This window comes from Pseudomonas sp. NPDC089406, from assembly GCF_044900265.1.
Taxonomy (GTDB): Bacteria; Pseudomonadota; Gammaproteobacteria; order Pseudomonadales; family Pseudomonadaceae; genus Aquipseudomonas; species Aquipseudomonas fakonensis.
This window is the reverse complement of the sequence record NZ_JBJDNC010000007.1, coordinates 157,216-174,138: the sequence shown is the minus strand read 5'-3', so window position 1 is coordinate 174,138 and position 16,923 is coordinate 157,216. Positions and strand designations below refer to the sequence as shown.

Here is a 16,923-nt window from a genome sequence, read left to right as displayed (position 1 = left end):
TTAGATGCGTTTGGCCTGGGCCACCGCGTTACCGATGTAGGTCGCAGGGGTGAGCAGCTTGAGCTCGGCCTTGGCTTCGGCTGGCATGTCCAGGCCATCGATGAAGGTCAGCAGCGCTTCTGGCGTGATGCCCTTGCCACGGGTCAGCTCTTTGAGCTTCTCGTAGGGGTTCTCGATGTTGAAGCGGCGCATGACGGTCTGGATCGGCTCGGCGAGGACTTCCCAGCAGGCGTCCAGGTCGGCGGCGATACGGGCCTGGTTGACTTCGAGCTTGCCGATGCCCTTCAGGCTGGCTTCATAGGCGATGACGCTGTGGGCAAAGCCCACGCCCAGGTTGCGCAGCACGGTGGAGTCGGTCAGGTCACGCTGCCAGCGCGAAATCGGCAGCTTGCTGGCCAGGTGCTGGAACAGCGCGTTGGCAATACCCAGGTTGCCTTCGGAGTTTTCGAAGTCGATCGGGTTGACCTTGTGCGGCATGGTCGAGGAGCCGATTTCGCCGGCCACGGTCTTCTGCTTGAAGTAGCCCAGCGAGATGTAGCCCCAGACGTCGCGGTCGAAGTCGATGAGGATGGTGTTGAAGCGGGCGATGGCGTCGAACAGCTCGGCGATGTAGTCGTGCGGCTCGATCTGGGTGGTGTACGGGTTGAACTGCAGGCCCAGCTCGTCTTCGATGAAGGCGCGGGCGTTTTCTTCCCAGTCCACTTGCGAGTAGGCCGACAGGTGGGCGTTGTAGTTGCCCACGGCGCCGTTGATCTTGCCCAGCAGCGGCACGGCGGCCACCTGGGCGATCTGGCGCTCCAGGCGGTAGACGACGTTGGCCAGCTCTTTGCCCAGGGTGGTCGGCGAGGCCGGCTGACCGTGGGTGCGCGACAGCATCGGCACTTCGGCGTGGGCGTGGGCCAGGGCGCGGATCGACTCGGCGATCTGGCGCATCAGCGGCAGCAGCACTTCGTCACGGCCGGCGCGCAGCATCAGGGCGTGGGACAGGTTGTTGATGTCCTCGCTGGTGCAGGCGAAGTGGATGAACTCGCTGACCTTGGCCAGTTCAGGCAGTTGCGCAGCCTGCTCCTTGAGCAGGTACTCGATGGCCTTGACGTCGTGGTTGGTGGTGCGCTCGATTTCTTTGACGCGTTCGGCGTGCTCGAGCTTGAAGTCGGTGGCCAGGCTGTCCAGCAGGGCGTTGGCTTCGGCGGAAAACGCCGGCACTTCGCCGATTTGCGGGTGAGCGGCCAGGCGCTGCAACCAGCGCACTTCGACCAGGGCGCGGAAACGGATCAGGCCGAATTCGCTGAAAATGGGGCGCAAGGCCTGGGTTTTGCCGGCGTAACGGCCGTCTACAGGGGAAACCGCAGTGAGCGAAGAAAGCTGCATGGGGTGTTCTCGGACAGTCAGGCTTTTGGAAGGGCGCATATCATACATGAAAAATGCGCCGGAGTCGGGTGGCTGACCAAAGGTCGGGCCGTTTCGAAGCGTGTTGCGGTCCCTGTGTAGGAGCGGCCTTGTGTCGCGAAAGGGGCGCGCAGCGGCCCCGGGATCTGAGTTTCAGCGCGCATTGCCGGGGCTGCGATGCAGCCCTTTCGCGACACAAGGCCGCTCCTACACAGGGGGCGATGCGCCGGTCAATCGGCGGTTCGCATCATCCCGTACAGTTCGTTGAGCAGCTTGCGCCGGCTGAATACCAGCTGCCAGCGGTGCCCGCCCAGTTGGCGCCACAGGCGTGCGGCGCGGATGCCGGCCAGCAGCAGGGCGCGGATTTTCGAGGCGTTGCCGGCCTGCTGCAAAAAGCGCATGTCGCCGTGCACCTGGATACGCTGGCGCAGGGTGCTCAGGGTGTCCTGGTACAAGGCTCCACTGGAAGCGATGACGTTATCGTGAACCAAACCGAAATGCTCGGCCTGGGACTGGATCTGCGGCAGGCGGTTGCCGATGGTGTCGAGCAGGTCGCCGCGCTTGTTCAGCTGGCGCTCCAGGCCCAGCATCGACAGGGCGTAGCGCAGCGGCTCGCGCTGCAGGCTGCTGGGGTCGCGCTCCAGGGCGCCGACCAGCGCGCGGTAGCCGTCGCGCAGGTTGAGGTCGTCGCCGCCGAACACCTCCAGGGTGTTGTTCGGGTCGCGCACCAGCAGGCTGCCGAGCATGCAGCCGATGTTGGCCTCGCTGGCCTGGCCGGTGCGGGCGATACGGTCCACCAGCACGGCGGCCTGGAACACGCCGCCCAGGGCGACCAGTTGCTCCTGCAGGTTGTTCATGCGCGCGGGCTCCACGGCTCGGCGGTCTCGATCACGCCGCCGCCCAGGCACACTTCGCCGTCGTAGAACACCACCGACTGGCCGGGGGTGACCGCGCGCTGCGGCTCGTCGAACACGGCGCGGTAGCCGGTTTCGGTCAGCTCCAGGGTGCAGTGCTGGTCGCTTTGGCGGTAGCGCACCTTGGCGGTGAGGCGACGCGGGCTGGACAGGTCGATGGGGTTGACCCAGAAAATTTCCGAGGCCAGCAGGGCGCGGGAGAACAGCCACGGGTGTTCGTTGCCCTGGCCGACCACCAGCACGTTGCGCGCAAGGTCCTTGTGCAGCACGTACCACGGCTCGTCGCCGGCGTCTTTCAGGCCGCCGATACCGAGGCCCTGGCGCTGGCCGATGGTGTGGTACATCAGGCCATGGTGGCGGCCGATCACTTCACCATCAGTGGTTTCGATCTCGCCGGGCTGGGCCGGCAGGTACTGCTTGAGAAAATCGCTGAAGCGGCGCTCGCCGATGAAGCAGATGCCGGTGGAGTCCTTTTTCTTCGCCGTGGCCAGGCCGTGTTTTTCGGCGATGGCGCGTACTTCGGGCTTTTCCAGCTCGCCCACCGGGAACAGGGTGCGGGCGATTTCGTTGCCGCCCACGGCGTGCAGGAAGTAGCTCTGGTCCTTGTTCGGGTCCAGGCCCTTGAGCAGTTCGGTGAGCTCGCCGGTGTCGCGGCGGCGCACGTAGTGGCCGGTGGCGATAAGGTCGGCGCCCAGCGAGAGGGCGTAGTCGAGGAACGCCTTGAACTTGATTTCGCGGTTGCAGAGGATGTCCGGGTTGGGCGTGCGGCCGGCCTTGTACTCTTCAAGAAAATGCTCGAACACGTTGTCCCAGTATTCGGCGGCGAAGTTGGCGGTGTGCAGCTTGATGCCGATACGGTCGCACACGGCCTGGGCGTCGGCCAGGTCTTCGCGGGCGGTGCAGTATTCGGTGCCGTCGTCCTCTTCCCAGTTTTTCATGAACAACCCTTCCACCTGGTAGCCCTGCTCCATGAGCAGAAGGGCGGAGACGGAAGAGTCCACGCCGCCGGACATGCCGACGATGACGCGGGTCTTGGCGGGGTCTTTGAGTGCTGGGCTGGTCATGGCTACCGGTGTGTATCAGGGGGAAAAGCGCGGATTCTATCAAACCCGCGCAGGTTGCGTCAGTCGCGCAGCAGCTCAAGGCTGTGCAATGGGCCTTTCAGGTAGTCGTCCAGGCAGCGCGGCACCAGTTCGCTGCGCCAGCGCTCGGGGGCGGCCAGCAGTTCATCGCGGTTCAGCCACACGGCGCGCACGATGTCGCTGTCCAGGGCGCGCTGCGGGTGGTGGCGCACCGGGCGGGCGGCGAAGCAGATGCGCTGGTAGGTGACGCCGTTGCTGGGGGCGGTATACAGGTAGATGCCGACCACGCCTGTGAGTTCGACGTCCCAGGCGGTCTCTTCGAGGGTTTCGCGCAGGGCGGCCTGGGTGAGGGTTTCGTTGGGTTCCAGGTGACCGGCAGGTTGGTTGAAGACGTGCTGGCCGGCTTTGAATTCTTCGACGAAGAGGAATTTGCCGTCCTGTTCGACGACGGTGGCGACGGTAATGTGGGGTTGCCAGGTCATGAGCTGCTCCTTGAGGGCTGGCGCGTACCCTGTGGGAGCGGGTTTACCCGCGAATGCGTCATCAGATTTACCATCGCATTCGCGGGTAAACCCGCTCCCACAGGGTGCGCGTTAGCCGCTTGATATCATCTGCCCAGAAAGCACAAACCCCGGTGCGTGGCCGGGGTTTGTGGGTTAGCTCAAGCGAACCTTACAGGGCGGCAATGGCGCTGTTCAGGGTCTGGCTTGGGCGCATCACCTTGGCGGTCAGCTCGGCATCCGGGGCGTAGTAGCCACCGATGTCGGCCGGCTTGCCCTGTACGGCGTTGAGCTCGGCAACGATGGTTGCTTCGTTCTCGGCCAGGGTTTTTGCCAGTGGTGCGAAGCGCGCTTGCAGCGCAGCGTCGTCAGCCTGGGCGGCCAGGGCTTCGGCCCAGTACAGGGTCAGGTAGAAGTGGCTACCGCGGTTGTCGATACCACCGACTTTGCGCGAAGGCGACTTGTTGGTGTCGAGGAACTTGCCGGTAGCCTGGTCCAGGGTGTTGGCCAGAACCTTGGCGCGCGGGTTGTCGTAGGTGTTGCCCAGGTGCTCGAGCGAGGCGGCCAGGGCCAGGAATTCACCCAGCGAGTCCCAACGCAGGAAGTTCTCTTCAACCAGCTGCTGCACGTGCTTGGGTGCCGAACCGCCGGCGCCGGTTTCGAACAGGCCACCGCCGTTCATCAGCGGCACGATCGACAGCATCTTGGCACTGGTGCCCAGTTCCATGATCGGGAACAGGTCGGTCAGGTAGTCGCGCAGCACGTTGCCGGTCACCGAGATGGTGTCCTTGCCTTCGCGGATACGGGCCAGGGAGAACTTGATGGCGTCGACCGGGGCCAGTACGCGGATGTCCAGGCCGGTGGTGTCGTGGTCTTTCAGGTACTTCTGTACCTTCTCGATCATCACGCCGTCGTGGGCACGGGCAGGGTCCAGCCAGAACACCGCCGGGGTGTTGCTCAGGCGGGCGCGGTTGACGGCCAGCTTGACCCAGTCCTGGATCGGCGCGTCCTTGGTCTGGCACATGCGGAAGATGTCACCGGCTTCGACGTTCTGCTCCAGAACGACCTTGCCCTTGCCATCGACCACGCGCACGACGCCGTCGGCCTTGATCTGGAAGGTCTTGTCGTGGGAGCCGTACTCTTCGGCTTTTTGCGCCATCAGGCCAACGTTCGGCACGCTGCCCATGGTGGTCGGGTCGAAGGCACCGTTGACCTTGCAGTCTTCGATGGTGGCCTGGTAGATGCCGGCGTAGCAGCGGTCCGGGATCACGGCCTTGGCGTCCTGCAGCTCACCGGCGGTGTTCCACATCTTGCCCGAGTCGCGGATCATTGCCGGCATCGAGGCGTCGACGATGACGTCGCTCGGTACGTGCAGGTTGGTGATGCCTTTGTCCGAGTTGACCATGGCCAGGGCCGGGCGAACGGCGTACAGGGCCTGGATGTCGGCTTCGATCTCGGCTTGCTTTTCAGCAGGCAGGTCCTTGATGCGGGCGTACAGGTCGCCGATGCCGTTGTTGGCGTTGAAGCCGACTTCGGTCAGGGCTGCTGCATGCTTGTTGAGCACGTCGCCGTAGAACTCTTCGACGATGACGCCGAACATGATCGGGTCGGAAACCTTCATCATGGTGGCTTTCAGGTGCACCGACAGCAGCACGCCGGAGGCCTTGGCATCGGCGATCTGCTCGGCGATGAAGGCTTTCAGGGCCTTGCGGCTCATGGTGGCGCAGTCGATCACTTCGGCAGCTTTGACGGCGGTCTTTTCTTTCAGCACGGTGGTGCTGCCGTCTTTTGCGACCAGCTCGATGCGCAGGCTGTCGTCAGCCTCGATCAGCGCGGCCTTTTCGCTGCCGTAGAAGTCGCCCTGGGTCATGTGGGCAACGTGCGACTGCGAGTCGGCGGCCCAGGCGCCCATCTTGTGCGGGTGCTTGCGGGCGTAGTTCTTGACCGACAGCGGCGCGCGGCGGTCGGAGTTGCCTTCGCGCAGCACCGGGTTCACGGCCGAACCTTTGATGCGGTCGTAGCGGGCGCGGGATTCTTTCTCGTCAGCGCTGGCTGGCTCGTCGGCGTAGTCAGGGATGTTGAAGCCCTTGGCTTGCAGCTCCTTGATGGCGGCCTTGAGCTGCGGAACCGATGCGGAGATGTTCGGCAGCTTGATGATGTTGGCTTCAGGAGTGGTGGCCAGCTGGCCCAGTTCCGCCAGGTGATCGCCTACCTGCTTCTCTGCGCCCAGTTGCTCGGGGAACGCCGCGAGGATACGGCCAGCCAGGGAAATATCGCGGGTTTCAACGGCGATGTCGGCTGAAGCGGTGAAGGCTTCGACGATCGGCAGCAGCGAGTAGGTGGCGAGGGCGGGGGCTTCGTCGGTGAAGGTATAGATGATCTTGGAACGGGTGGGCATGCGGGTTAACTCTCTGTGTGCTGAGCGTACTCGAGTCTCGAGGTGCGCAGGGTAGGCGCTTCGCCCTGGCATCGCCATGAGCGGAAAGTCGAGAGGCTGCGAGCGGTGATGGTGGATGCATCAGTCGAGCGTCAATTGCTGGGGTGCGGTAACAACCCAGGCTTGGTGGTCTTCGTGACCAAGGGCGAGCCGCGTTTTCCAAGGGTTCGCCCCGATGACCCTGCGGTCGCGGCGCAGTATATCAAACCCTTTGGTCGATTCAGCAAGGTCAAGTGCGATCGCGCCGTTTATAAGACCAAAGACGTAGGGGCAATGTGGCGGGATGTCGCAGGCATTGGCGTGTGGCCATTCGCGGGTAAACCCGCTCCCACAGGTATCGCGCGCCCTGTGGGAGCGGGTTTACCCGCGAAGGCGAAAAGGTTTGTCTGGCAGGCTGGCACCTTGCAGTTGCAGGTCGGCAGATGTGGTTTAGGCTCAGTGCAGCGCTCGATTTCCACCCACACCAGGAAAAGCGGAGTAGTGCAGCATGGGATACCAGAAAATCAAGGTTCCGGCCGACGGCACCAAGATCACCGTCAATGCAGACCATTCGCTCAACGTTCCCGACCACCCCATCATCCCCTACATCGAAGGCGACGGCATCGGCGTGGACGTATCGCCGGTGATGATCAAGGTGGTCGATGCCGCCGTGCAAAAGGCCTACGGCGGCAAACGCAAAATCGCCTGGATGGAGGTATACGCCGGCGAGAAAGCCACCCAGGTATACGACCAGGACACCTGGCTGCCCCAGGAAACCCTGGATGCGGTGAAAGACTATGTCGTGTCGATCAAGGGGCCGCTGACCACGCCGGTAGGCGGTGGCATCCGTTCGCTCAACGTCGCCCTGCGCCAGCAACTGGACCTTTACGTGTGCCTGCGCCCGGTGCTGTGGTTCCAGGGCGTGCCCAGTCCGGTCAAGAAGCCGGGTGATGTGGACATGGTGATCTTCCGCGAGAACTCCGAGGATATTTATGCCGGCATCGAGTGGAAGGCCGGCTCGCCCGAGGCGAACAAGGTGATCAAGTTCCTCAAGGAGGAAATGGGCGTCACCAAGATCCGCTTCGACCAGGACTGCGGCATCGGCGTCAAGCCGGTCTCGAAGGAGGGCACCAAGCGCCTGGTGCGCAAGGCCTTGCAGTACGTGGTGGACAACGACCGCGAGTCGCTGACCCTGGTGCACAAGGGCAACATCATGAAGTTCACCGAGGGGGCGTTCAAGGACTGGGGCTACGAGGTGGCGCGGGACGAGTTTGGCGCCGAATTGCTCGATGGCGGCCCGTGGATGAAGTTCAAGAACCCGAAAAGCGGCCGCGAAGTGATCGTCAAGGATGCCATCGCCGACGCCATGCTGCAGCAGATCCTGCTGCGCCCGGCCGAATACGACGTGATCGCCACTCTTAACCTCAATGGCGACTACCTGTCTGACGCGCTGGCGGCCGAGGTGGGCGGTATCGGCATTGCGCCGGGGGCCAACCTTTCGGACACGGTGGCCATGTTCGAGGCCACCCACGGCACGGCGCCCAAGTATGCCGGGCAGGACAAGGTCAACCCGGGGTCGGTGATTCTTTCAGCCGAGATGATGCTGCGGCACATGGGCTGGACCGAGGCTGCCGATTTGATCATCAAGGGCACCAACGGTGCGATTGCCGCCAAGACCGTCACTTACGACTTCGAGCGCTTGATGGACGGGGCCACGCTGGTGGGCAGTTCCGGCTTTGGCGATGCGATGATCAAGCATATGTAAGGCGCGCCGCCTGGCACGGGCTTGGCCCGTGTTCGCGGGTGAACCCGCTCCTACAGGGATTGCCTGATCTTCAGGCCTGCGCTGTACCTGTAGGAGCCGGCTTGCCGGCGATGTGGCCAGTGCAGGCAGCCTGTGCCATTCACATGCCCACAAACGAAAACCGGCCGCCTCGGTAAAGAGGCGGCCGGTTTTTTCGTATACCGGCAGAGAGCTGGGGGTCAGACTTGCACTGTCTCGTTCTCGGACTGCCCTACGGCCCTGGCCGCTGCAGCGGCATCCTTGATATTGACGGCGTGCAGGCCCTTGGGGCCCTGGATGATCTCGAACTCCACGGATTGCCCGGCTTTGAGGGTCTTGTAACCGTCCATCTGAATCGCTGAATAATGCGCGAACAGGTCGTCGGTCTTACCCTCTTCATTGACGAATCCGTAGCCTTTGGCATTGTTGAACCACTTGACTTTACCGCTTGCCATCCCTATGTCCCTCTGCAAAGGACTCCATCACTGGAGTATCATCCACGTCATCCGCATACGAACCATGCGAGAAAATCTGGTTGACTGCGCGGATCTTTATCGACCACGGTGGGTTCCTATTGGTTGTAACACCGTTTTGCCGATAGTCAAGGTCACCCGGCGCCCGCGCCGAATGGGGCCTGTGCGGTCAACCCACAACCTTAACTTGTCGATCATGATGAAATTCTTTCCATGCATGTACTCAGTGAGATTCGACTAACATTCAATCAGGATCGCCCGCAGTCGCATGAAGACGGGCACGAGGATGACGGCGCCGGTCTCGCGGTACAGGAGGCCAAGCCGCTTCTGCAGGCGCCACCGATGTACAAGGTGGTTTTGTTCAACGATGACTACACGCCAATGGATTTCGTCGTCGAAGTGCTCGAGACGTTCTTCAATCTGAACCGCGAGCTGGCGACCAAGATCATGCTGACCGTCCATACCGAGGGGCGGGCAGTGTGCGGATTGTTTACCCGTGACATCGCCGAAACGAAGGCCATGCAGGTCAACCAATACGCCAGGGAAAGCCAGCATCCGCTACTCTGTGAAATCGAGAAGGACGGTTAATCGCCGACCACTTGGGTATGAGGTGAAGCTATGTTAAACCGCGAGCTCGAAGTCACCCTCAATCTGGCCTTCAAGGAGGCCCGTTCGAAGCGTCATGAGTTCATGACCGTCGAACACCTGTTGCTGGCACTCCTTGACAACGAGGCCGCCGCGACCGTTCTGCGCGCCTGTGGCGCCAATCTCGACAAGCTCAAGCACGACCTGCAAGAGTTCATCGATTCCACCACGCCGCTGATCCCCGTGCATGACGAGGACCGCGAAACGCAACCGACCCTGGGCTTCCAGCGGGTGCTGCAGCGCGCCGTGTTCCACGTGCAAAGCTCTGGCAAACGCGAAGTCACTGGCGCCAACGTGCTGGTAGCCATTTTCAGCGAACAGGAAAGCCAGGCCGTGTTCCTGCTCAAGCAGCAGAGCGTGGCCCGCATCGACGTGGTCAACTACATTGCCCACGGCATCAGCAAGGTGCCGGGCCATGGCCCGAACACCGACAGCGACCAGGAAATGCAGGACGAGGAGGGCGGTGAGTCTTCGTCTTCCAGCAACCCGCTGGACGCCTACGCCAGCAACCTCAACGAACTGGCCCGTGCCGGGCGTATCGACCCGCTGGTAGGTCGCGAGCAGGAGGTCGAGCGTGTGGCGCAGATTCTTGCCCGTCGGCGCAAGAACAACCCGCTGCTGGTGGGCGAGGCCGGTGTCGGCAAGACCGCCATCGCCGAAGGCTTGGCCAAGCGTATCGTCGACGGCCAGGTACCCGACCTGCTGGCCCAGAGCGTGGTGTATTCCCTCGACCTGGGTGCATTGCTGGCCGGTACCAAGTACCGCGGCGATTTCGAGAAGCGCTTCAAGGCGCTGCTCGGCGAGCTGCGCAAGCGCCCGCAAGCGATCCTGTTCATCGACGAGATCCACACCATCATTGGTGCCGGTGCGGCGTCGGGCGGGGTGATGGACGCCTCCAACCTGCTCAAGCCGCTGTTGTCGTCGGGGGATATCCGCTGCATCGGCTCGACCACCTTCCAGGAGTTCCGCGGCATCTTCGAGAAGGACCGTGCCCTGGCGCGGCGCTTCCAGAAGGTCGATGTCACCGAGCCGTCGGTGGAAGACACCGTGGGGATTCTGCGCGGGCTCAAGGGCCGCTTCGAAAGCCACCACAACATCGAGTACAGCGACGAAGCCCTGCGCGCCGCCGCCGAACTCGCTTCGCGCTACATCAATGACCGGCATATGCCGGACAAGGCCATCGACGTGATCGACGAGGCCGGCGCCTACCAGCGCCTGCAGCCCGAGGCCAACCGCGTCAAACGTATCGACGTGCCGCAGGTCGAGGACATCGTCGCCAAGATCGCGCGGATTCCGCCGAAGCATGTCACCAGCTCCGACAAGGAGCTGCTGCGCAACCTCGAGCGTGACCTCAAGCTGACCGTGTTCGGCCAGGATGCGGCGATCGACTCGTTGGCCACCGCCATCAAGCTGTCCCGTGCAGGCCTGAAGTCACCGGACAAGCCGGTGGGTTCGTTCCTGTTCGCCGGCCCCACCGGTGTGGGCAAGACCGAAGCTGCCCGTCAGCTGGCCAAGGCGCTGGGCGTGGAGCTGGTGCGCTTCGACATGTCCGAGTACATGGAGCGCCACACTGTGTCGCGCCTGATCGGTGCCCCGCCAGGCTACGTTGGTTTCGACCAGGGCGGCCTGTTGACCGAGGCGATCACCAAGCAGCCGCACTGCGTGTTGCTGCTCGATGAAATCGAGAAGGCCCACCCGGAAGTCTTCAACCTGCTGCTGCAGGTGATGGACCACGGCACCCTGACCGACAACAACGGGCGCAAGGCGGACTTCCGCAACGTGATCCTGATCATGACCACCAACGCCGGCGCCGAAACCGCCGCGCGGGCCTCGATCGGCTTTACTCACCAGGACCACTCGTCCGACGCCATGGAAGTCATCCGCAAGAGCTTCACGCCGGAGTTCCGCAACCGCCTGGATACCATCATCCAGTTCGGCCGGCTGTCCCACGAGACCATCAAGAGCATCGTCGACAAGTTCCTCATCGAGCTGCAGGCGCAGCTGGAGGACAAGCGCGTGCTGCTGGAGGTTTCCGATGCCGCCCGCGGCTGGCTGGCGGCCTCGGGTTACGACGTGCAGATGGGCGCGCGGCCGATGGCGCGGCTGATCCAGGACAAGATCAAGCGGCCGCTGGCCGAGGAGATCCTGTTTGGCGAGCTGGCCGAGCATGGCGGTGTGGTGCACATCGACATGCGCGATGGCGAGCTGGTGTTCGACTACGAGACCACGGCAGAGGTCGCGTAAGGCTGGGGCCGCTGCGCGGCCCTTTCGCGACACAAGGCCGCTCCTACAGAGAGATCATTTCCCTGTAGGAGCGGCCTTGTGTCGCGAAAGGGCTGCACAGCAGCCCTGCTTTATGAGCACCCACAAAAAAGCCCGGCACATGGCCGGGCTTTTTCATGACTAAAGCTTAGCGCGCACGGTAGGTGATGCGGCCCTTGCTCAGGTCGTACGGCGTCAGTTCGACGCGGACCTTGTCGCCAGTGAGAATACGGATGTAGTTCTTGCGCATCTTGCCGGAGATGTGCGCGGTAACGACGTGCCCGTTTTCCAACTCCACGCGGAACATGGTGTTGGGCAGGGTGTCGACGACAGTGCCTTCCATTTCGAAGCTGTCTTCTTTCGACATGCAGTAAAGCCCTCGGTATCCAGTGTTGGCCCGACGCGTGACTGCACCGGGCAAAAAAAGTGGCGTGGATTATGCCCGAAAATTGTGTTTCAAGCCAATGCTTTCAGTTGAGGCTGACCCAGCGCTGGTTGATCAGCAATTCGATGGGGCGGTACTGGGTCTTGTAGTTCATCTTCTTGCAGTTCTTGATCCAGTAGCCAAGATAAACCGCCTCCAGGTCCTGGCGCAGGGCTTCGGTGATCTGCCACAGGATGGCGTAGCGGCCGAGGCTGCGACGCTCCTCTTCTGGCTCGTAGAAGGTGTACACCGCCGACAGCCCGTTGGGCAGCAGGTCGCACACCGCCACGGCCATCAGCCGGCCCTGAAGGCGGAATTCGTAGAACCAGCAGAACGGCAGGTCGCGCACCAGAAAAGTCGAGAACTGGTCACGGCTGGGCGGGTACATGTCGCCATCGGCGTGGCGTTGCTCGATGTAGCGCCGGTACAGGTCGAAGTATTCCTCTTTGAACGCAGGGCGTGCGGCGGTGACGGTCAGGTCGGCGTTGCGCTTGAGGATGCGCCGTTGCTGGCGGTTGGGGATGAACCGCGCAGCGGGGATGCGCGCCGGTACGCAGGCGTTGCAGTGTTGGCAGTGCGGGCGGTAGAGGTGGTCACCGCTGCGGCGAAAGCCCATTTCCGACAGGTCGGCATACACATGCACGTCCATCGGCTGGCTCGGGTCGAGAAACAGCGTGGTCGCCTGCTCGTCCGGCAGGTAGCTGCAGGAGTGGGGTTGAGTGGCATAAAACTTCAACCGCGCCAGCTCTGTCATGATCAACCCCTTTACGGTGAGACTTTGTCTCTAAGTGTAAGCCAGCTGCGGGCAACGCGCCTAGGCGACCCAGGTGGCGCCGTTGGGCTGGTCGAGGTAGGTGGCCAGGTGCTCGGCGAAGCTCGCCCGGCTGATGGCGCGGGCGCCCAGGCTGTGCAGGTGGTCGGTGGGCATCTGGCAGTCGATCAGCACGAAGCCGGCCTGTTTGAGGTGCTGCACCAGAGTGGTGAAACCCACCTTCGAGGCGTTGTCGGCGCGGCTGAACATCGATTCGCCGAAGAACAGCCGGCCCATGGCCAGGCCATACAGCCCGCCCACCAGCTCGCCGTCCTGGCGCACCTCCACCGAGTGGGCGATGCCGCGCCGGTGCAGCTCGCAGTAGGCGGCGCGCATGTTGTCGGTGATCCAGGTGCCGTCGGCGTAGTCGCGCGGCGCGGCGCAGGCGGCGATTACCGCGGCGAAGTCGGTGTCGAAGCTGACCTGGTAGCGGCCCTGGCGCATCAGCTTGGCCAGCGAACGCGACACGTGCAGTTCATCGGGGAACATCACCGTGCGTGGGTCGGGTGACCACCAGAGAATCGGCTGGCCATCCTGATACCAGGGGAAGCAGCCATGGCGATAAGCCGCGACCAGGCGCTCGGGGGTCAGGTCGCCGCCGGCGGCGAGCAGGCCGTTGGGGTCGTGCAGGGCCTTTTCCAGGGGCGGGAAGGTCAGCGAGTCGCGGGTCAGCCAGGTGAGCATGGTGTCTTGAGCGGTGGGGGAGGGGAGGGCGACCAGCATGGCGCGTGAGCTTTGCAGGGTCAATCGCCGTGGGTTTCTTCGCGGGTAAACCCGCTCCCACAGGGTTGGCGCATAACCTGTGGGAGCGGGTTTACCCGCGAATGCGTCCGGCCAGGCAATGTATTCACCTTCCAGTTGGCACCATCGGGCGCATTTGCTGTCACACCTGTGCAAAAACACAGCATAAGCCTTTGTCACAAAAGAAAATGCATGCTCAAATTGCAGCTATATGAAAGTAGCCCCCGTTCACGCCCCCGAACGGCGTGCCGCCATGGCGGCTGACGGGCAGTAATGTTAAAAGTAGTGATTTGTTGGCCAGTCATCGGCCAATCACTATTCGCGCAGGAATAGACGCGTTTTGAAGAAATCCACCGCAACCCCAGCTCCCTTGCCCGTGCCCCTGTGGCGGCAGCAGCTGCATTATCGCCTCAAGGAAGGTGCGCTGATCGCTGTCGGCGCGCTGTGCCTGTACCTGTGGATGGCCCTGGTCACCTACGACACCTCCGACCCAGGTTTCAGCCACACCAGCAACGCCGAGCAGGTGCAGAACGCCGCCGGCCGCGCCGGGGCGTATTTCGCCGACATCCTGTTCATGGTGCTGGGCTATTTCGCCTACATATTCCCCTTGCTGCTGGCGATCAAGACCTGGCAGATCTTCCGCGAACGCCACCAGCCCTGGCAGTGGAGCGGCTGGCTGTTTTCCTGGCGCCTGATCGGCCTGGTGTTTTTGGTGCTGTCGGGTGCGGCGCTGGCGCATATCCACTTCCACCAGTCATCCAGCCTGCCGTTTTCCGCCGGGGGCGCCCTGGGCGAAAGCCTGGGCGATCTGGCGCGCAACCTGCTGAACGTGCAGGGCAGCACGCTGATGTTCATTGCCCTGTTCCTGTTCGGTCTGACCGTGTTCACCGACCTTTCGTGGTTCAAGGTGATGGACCTGACCGGCAAGATCACCCTCGACCTGTTCGAACTGGTGCAGGGCGCCGCCACTCGCTGGTGGGAAGCACGCAACGAGCGCAAGCGCCTGGTGGCGCAACTGCGCGAGGTGGACGAGCCGGCCTTCGACCTGGCGCCCATGAGCGCCGACAAGCGCGAAGCGGCCAAGCCGCAACCGCAGGCGCGCGAGCGTGTGGTCGAGCGCGAAGAGCCGCCGGCCCGCCCGGTGGTGCCACGCGAGCCGGTAGTGCCGCGCGTACAAGCGCCTGCCCCGGCCACCGCCCCGGTGATCATGCCGCCGGCCGCCCCGGCAGCGCCGGAGCCGAGCAAACGGGTGATGAAGGAAAAACAGGCGCCGCTGTTCATCGACAGCGCCGTGGAAGGCACCTTGCCTTCGATTTCCATCCTCGACCCGGCCGAGCAGAAAAAGATCGAGTATTCGCCCGAGTCCCTGGCCAGCGTCGGCCAGTTGCTGGAGGTCAAGCTCAAGGAGTTCGGCGTTGAAGTCTCGGTGGACTCCATCCACCCGGGCCCGGTCATCACCCGCTATGAAATCCAGCCGGCTGCTGGCGTGAAGGTCAGCCGCATCGCCAACCTGGCCAAGGACCTGGCGCGCTCGCTGGCGGTGACCAGCGTGCGCGTGGTGGAGGTGATCCCGGGCAAGACCACCGTGGGTATCGAGATCCCCAACGAGAACCGCCAGATGGTGCGTTTCTCCGAGGTGCTGTCGACCCCGCAGTACGACGAGCAGAAGTCCCCGGTCACCCTGGCCCTGGGCCACGACATCGGCGGCAAGCCGGTGATCACCGACCTTGCCAAGATGCCCCACCTGCTGGTGGCCGGTACCACCGGCTCCGGTAAGTCGGTGGGTGTGAACGCGATGATCCTGTCGATTCTGTTCAAGTCCGGCCCGGAAGATGCGCGGCTGATCATGATTGACCCGAAAATGCTCGAGTTGTCGATCTACGAAGGCATTCCGCACCTGCTGTGCCCGGTGGTCACCGACATGAAGGACGCCGCCAACGCCCTGCGCTGGAGCGTTGCCGAAATGGAACGCCGCTACAAGCTGATGGCGGCCATGGGCGTGCGCAACCTGGCCGGCTTCAACCGCAAGGTCAAGGATGCGCAAGAGGCCGGCGAGGTCATCCACGACCCGCTGTACCGCCGCGAGAGCATGGACGACGAGCCGCCGGCACTGAAAACCCTGCCGACCATCGTGGTGGTGGTGGACGAATTCGCCGACATGATGATGATCGTCGGCAAGAAGGTCGAAGAGCTGATCGCACGGATTGCGCAAAAGGCCCGTGCCGCGGGTATCCACCTGATTCTGGCCACCCAGCGCCCGTCGGTGGACGTGATCACCGGCCTGATCAAGGCCAACATTCCCACGCGCATGGCGTTCCAGGTGTCGAGCAAGATCGACTCGCGCACCATCATCGACCAGGGCGGCGCCGAGCAGCTGCTGGGCCACGGTGACATGCTGTACATGCCGCCGGGCACCAGCCTGCCGATCCGTGTGCACGGTGCGTTCGTTTCCGACGACGAGGTGCACCGCACGGTCGAGGCGTGGAAGCTGCGCGGCGCACCGGACTACAACGACGACATCCTCAACGGCGTCGAGGAGGCCGGCAGCGGCTTCGACGGCGGCGGTGGTGGCGGTGGCGACGGCGATGACCCGGAAGCCGACGCGCTGTACGACGAAGCCGTGCAGTTTGTGCTGGAAAGCCGCCGCGCTTCCATTTCTGCGGTGCAGCGCAAGCTCAAGATCGGCTACAACCGCGCCGCGCGCATGATCGAGGCGATGGAAATGGCCGGCGTGGTCACCCCGATGAACAGCAACGGCTCGCGGGAAGTGATTGCCCCTGGCGGCCCGCGCGACTGATGATTCCCCCCGCCGAGCGCCAATGACGGCGCCCGGCCCATTCACGCTCTACGAGGATTCCCATGCGCATGATTCGCATGCTGTTGGTTTCTGCCCTGGCCGCGGCCAGCCTGTCGGCACACGCGGGCGAAAAGGATGTGCAGCGCCTGACCCAGTTGCTCGAGAAGTCGCAGACCATCGAGGCCAACTTTTCCCAGCTGACCATCGACGCCAGCGGCACCAGCCTGCAGGAAACGTCCGGCAAGATGACCGTCAAGCGCCCGGGCCTGTTCTACTGGCACACCGATGCACCGCAGGAGCAGGTGGTGGTGTCGGACGGCAAGAACGTCACCCTGTGGGACCCGGACCTGGAGCAGGCCACCGTCAAGAAGCTCGATGTACGCCTGAACCAGACCCCGGCGCTGCTGCTGTCCGGTGATGTGTCGAAGATCAGCCAGAGCTTTGACATCAGCTCCCTGGAGCAGGGCGAAGTGATGGACTTCACCCTCAAGCCGAAAACCAAGGACACCCTGTTCGACTCGCTACGGGTGTCGTTCCGCAAGGGCCTGATCAACGAAATGCAGCTGGTGGACAGCGTTGGCCAACGTACCAACATCCTGTTCAACGGCGTCAAGGCCAACCAGCCGGTGGCCGACAGCCGATTCACCTTTGACATCCCCAAAGGCGCGGACGTCATCAAGGAGTAA

Annotated in this window: 14 protein-coding genes; 5 read left to right on the top strand and 9 right to left on the bottom strand. The window is 63.2% G+C overall.

Features of this window, described 5'->3' with window-relative positions; genetic code table 11:
* The 5 genes from purB to ACI2KK_RS07560 form a co-directional block, all read right to left on the bottom strand.
* The gene (purB, locus tag ACI2KK_RS07580) at positions 1-1,371 is read right to left on the bottom strand and encodes an adenylosuccinate lyase (protein ID WP_404668466.1); all 1,371 of its coding nucleotides are present in this window, start codon (positions 1,369-1,371) and stop codon (positions 1-3) included.
* 248 nt (positions 1,372-1,619) lie between these two features.
* Positions 1,620-2,246, bottom strand: coding sequence for a high frequency lysogenization protein HflD (gene hflD, locus ACI2KK_RS07575; RefSeq protein WP_217842973.1), 627 nt, complete (start codon positions 2,244-2,246; stop codon positions 1,620-1,622).
* The gene (gene mnmA / locus ACI2KK_RS07570; protein WP_369990891.1) at positions 2,243-3,367 is read right to left on the bottom strand and encodes a tRNA 2-thiouridine(34) synthase MnmA; all 1,125 of its coding nucleotides are present in this window, start codon (positions 3,365-3,367) and stop codon (positions 2,243-2,245) included. The genes hflD and mnmA overlap by 4 nt, the downstream gene beginning before the upstream one ends.
* Before the next feature lie 59 nt (positions 3,368-3,426).
* Positions 3,427-3,867 (bottom strand): NUDIX hydrolase, encoded by a 441-nt coding sequence (locus tag ACI2KK_RS07565; protein WP_404668465.1) that lies wholly within the window; start codon positions 3,865-3,867, stop codon positions 3,427-3,429.
* A 190-nt stretch (positions 3,868-4,057) separates the two neighbouring features.
* Positions 4,058-6,283 (bottom strand): NADP-dependent isocitrate dehydrogenase, encoded by a 2,226-nt coding sequence (locus ACI2KK_RS07560; RefSeq protein WP_404668464.1) that lies wholly within the window; start codon positions 6,281-6,283, stop codon positions 4,058-4,060.
* 526 nt (positions 6,284-6,809) lie between these two features.
* Here ACI2KK_RS07560 and icd point away from each other — a divergent pair.
* Positions 6,810-8,066, top strand: coding sequence for an NADP-dependent isocitrate dehydrogenase (icd, locus tag ACI2KK_RS07555; RefSeq protein WP_217842977.1), 1,257 nt, complete (start codon positions 6,810-6,812; stop codon positions 8,064-8,066).
* Positions 8,067-8,284: 218 nt separating this feature from the next.
* On the opposite strand, the gene cspD is transcribed toward icd, so the two are convergent.
* Positions 8,285-8,539, bottom strand: coding sequence for a cold shock domain-containing protein CspD (gene cspD / locus ACI2KK_RS07550; protein WP_217884535.1), 255 nt, complete (start codon positions 8,537-8,539; stop codon positions 8,285-8,287).
* Positions 8,540-8,770: 231 nt separating this feature from the next.
* Here cspD and clpS point away from each other — a divergent pair, with 231 nt between their 5' ends.
* Positions 8,771-9,145, top strand: coding sequence for an ATP-dependent Clp protease adapter ClpS (gene clpS, locus ACI2KK_RS07545; protein ID WP_217842979.1), 375 nt, complete (start codon positions 8,771-8,773; stop codon positions 9,143-9,145).
* Between the two features lie 30 nt (positions 9,146-9,175).
* Positions 9,176-11,446, top strand: coding sequence for an ATP-dependent Clp protease ATP-binding subunit ClpA (clpA, locus tag ACI2KK_RS07540; RefSeq protein WP_217884536.1), 2,271 nt, complete (start codon positions 9,176-9,178; stop codon positions 11,444-11,446).
* 166 nt (positions 11,447-11,612) lie between these two features.
* Here the strand turns inward: clpA and infA are convergent, their stop codons facing one another.
* From infA to aat, 3 genes are all read right to left on the bottom strand, one after another.
* Complete coding sequence (gene infA / locus ACI2KK_RS07535; protein ID WP_002553999.1) at positions 11,613-11,831, bottom strand: translation initiation factor IF-1; 219 nt, start codon at positions 11,829-11,831, stop codon at positions 11,613-11,615.
* A 103-nt stretch (positions 11,832-11,934) separates the two neighbouring features.
* Positions 11,935-12,642: an arginyltransferase gene (locus ACI2KK_RS07530; protein WP_217884537.1), complete on the bottom strand. Its 708-nt coding sequence runs from the start codon at positions 12,640-12,642 to the stop codon at positions 11,935-11,937.
* A 60-nt stretch (positions 12,643-12,702) separates the two neighbouring features.
* Positions 12,703-13,383, bottom strand: coding sequence for a leucyl/phenylalanyl-tRNA--protein transferase (gene aat, locus ACI2KK_RS07525; protein ID WP_404668479.1), 681 nt, complete (start codon positions 13,381-13,383; stop codon positions 12,703-12,705).
* Positions 13,384-13,780: 397 nt separating this feature from the next.
* Between aat and ACI2KK_RS07520 the strand changes: the two genes are divergently transcribed.
* The gene (locus tag ACI2KK_RS07520; RefSeq protein WP_404668463.1) at positions 13,781-16,237 is read left to right on the top strand and encodes a DNA translocase FtsK; all 2,457 of its coding nucleotides are present in this window, start codon (positions 13,781-13,783) and stop codon (positions 16,235-16,237) included.
* A 62-nt stretch (positions 16,238-16,299) separates the two neighbouring features.
* Positions 16,300-16,923: an outer membrane lipoprotein chaperone LolA gene (gene lolA, locus ACI2KK_RS07515; RefSeq protein ID WP_217842983.1), complete on the top strand. Its 624-nt coding sequence runs from the start codon at positions 16,300-16,302 to the stop codon at positions 16,921-16,923.

Coding starts and splice junctions, on each gene's coding strand:
- infA (WP_002553999.1), bottom strand. CDS start 11,831: ATGTCGAAAGAAGACAGCTTCGAAATGGAAGGCACTGTCGTCGACACC.
- hflD (WP_217842973.1), bottom strand. CDS start 2,246: ATGAACAACCTGCAGGAGCAACTGGTCGCCCTGGGCGGCGTGTTCCAG.
- clpS (WP_217842979.1), top strand. CDS start 8,771: ATGCATGTACTCAGTGAGATTCGACTAACATTCAATCAGGATCGCCCG.
- lolA (WP_217842983.1), top strand. CDS start 16,300: ATGCGCATGATTCGCATGCTGTTGGTTTCTGCCCTGGCCGCGGCCAGC.
- mnmA (WP_369990891.1), bottom strand. CDS start 3,367: ATGACCAGCCCAGCACTCAAAGACCCCGCCAAGACCCGCGTCATCGTC.
- ACI2KK_RS07530 (WP_217884537.1), bottom strand. CDS start 12,642: ATGACAGAGCTGGCGCGGTTGAAGTTTTATGCCACTCAACCCCACTCC.
- icd (WP_217842977.1), top strand. CDS start 6,810: ATGGGATACCAGAAAATCAAGGTTCCGGCCGACGGCACCAAGATCACC.
- ACI2KK_RS07565 (WP_404668465.1), bottom strand. CDS start 3,867: ATGACCTGGCAACCCCACATTACCGTCGCCACCGTCGTCGAACAGGAC.
- clpA (WP_217884536.1), top strand. CDS start 9,176: ATGTTAAACCGCGAGCTCGAAGTCACCCTCAATCTGGCCTTCAAGGAG.
- ACI2KK_RS07560 (WP_404668464.1), bottom strand. CDS start 6,283: ATGCCCACCCGTTCCAAGATCATCTATACCTTCACCGACGAAGCCCCC.
- cspD (WP_217884535.1), bottom strand. CDS start 8,539: ATGGCAAGCGGTAAAGTCAAGTGGTTCAACAATGCCAAAGGCTACGGA.
- aat (WP_404668479.1), bottom strand. CDS start 13,383: ATGCTCACCTGGCTGACCCGCGACTCGCTGACCTTCCCGCCCCTGGAA.
- purB (WP_404668466.1), bottom strand. CDS start 1,371: ATGCAGCTTTCTTCGCTCACTGCGGTTTCCCCTGTAGACGGCCGTTAC.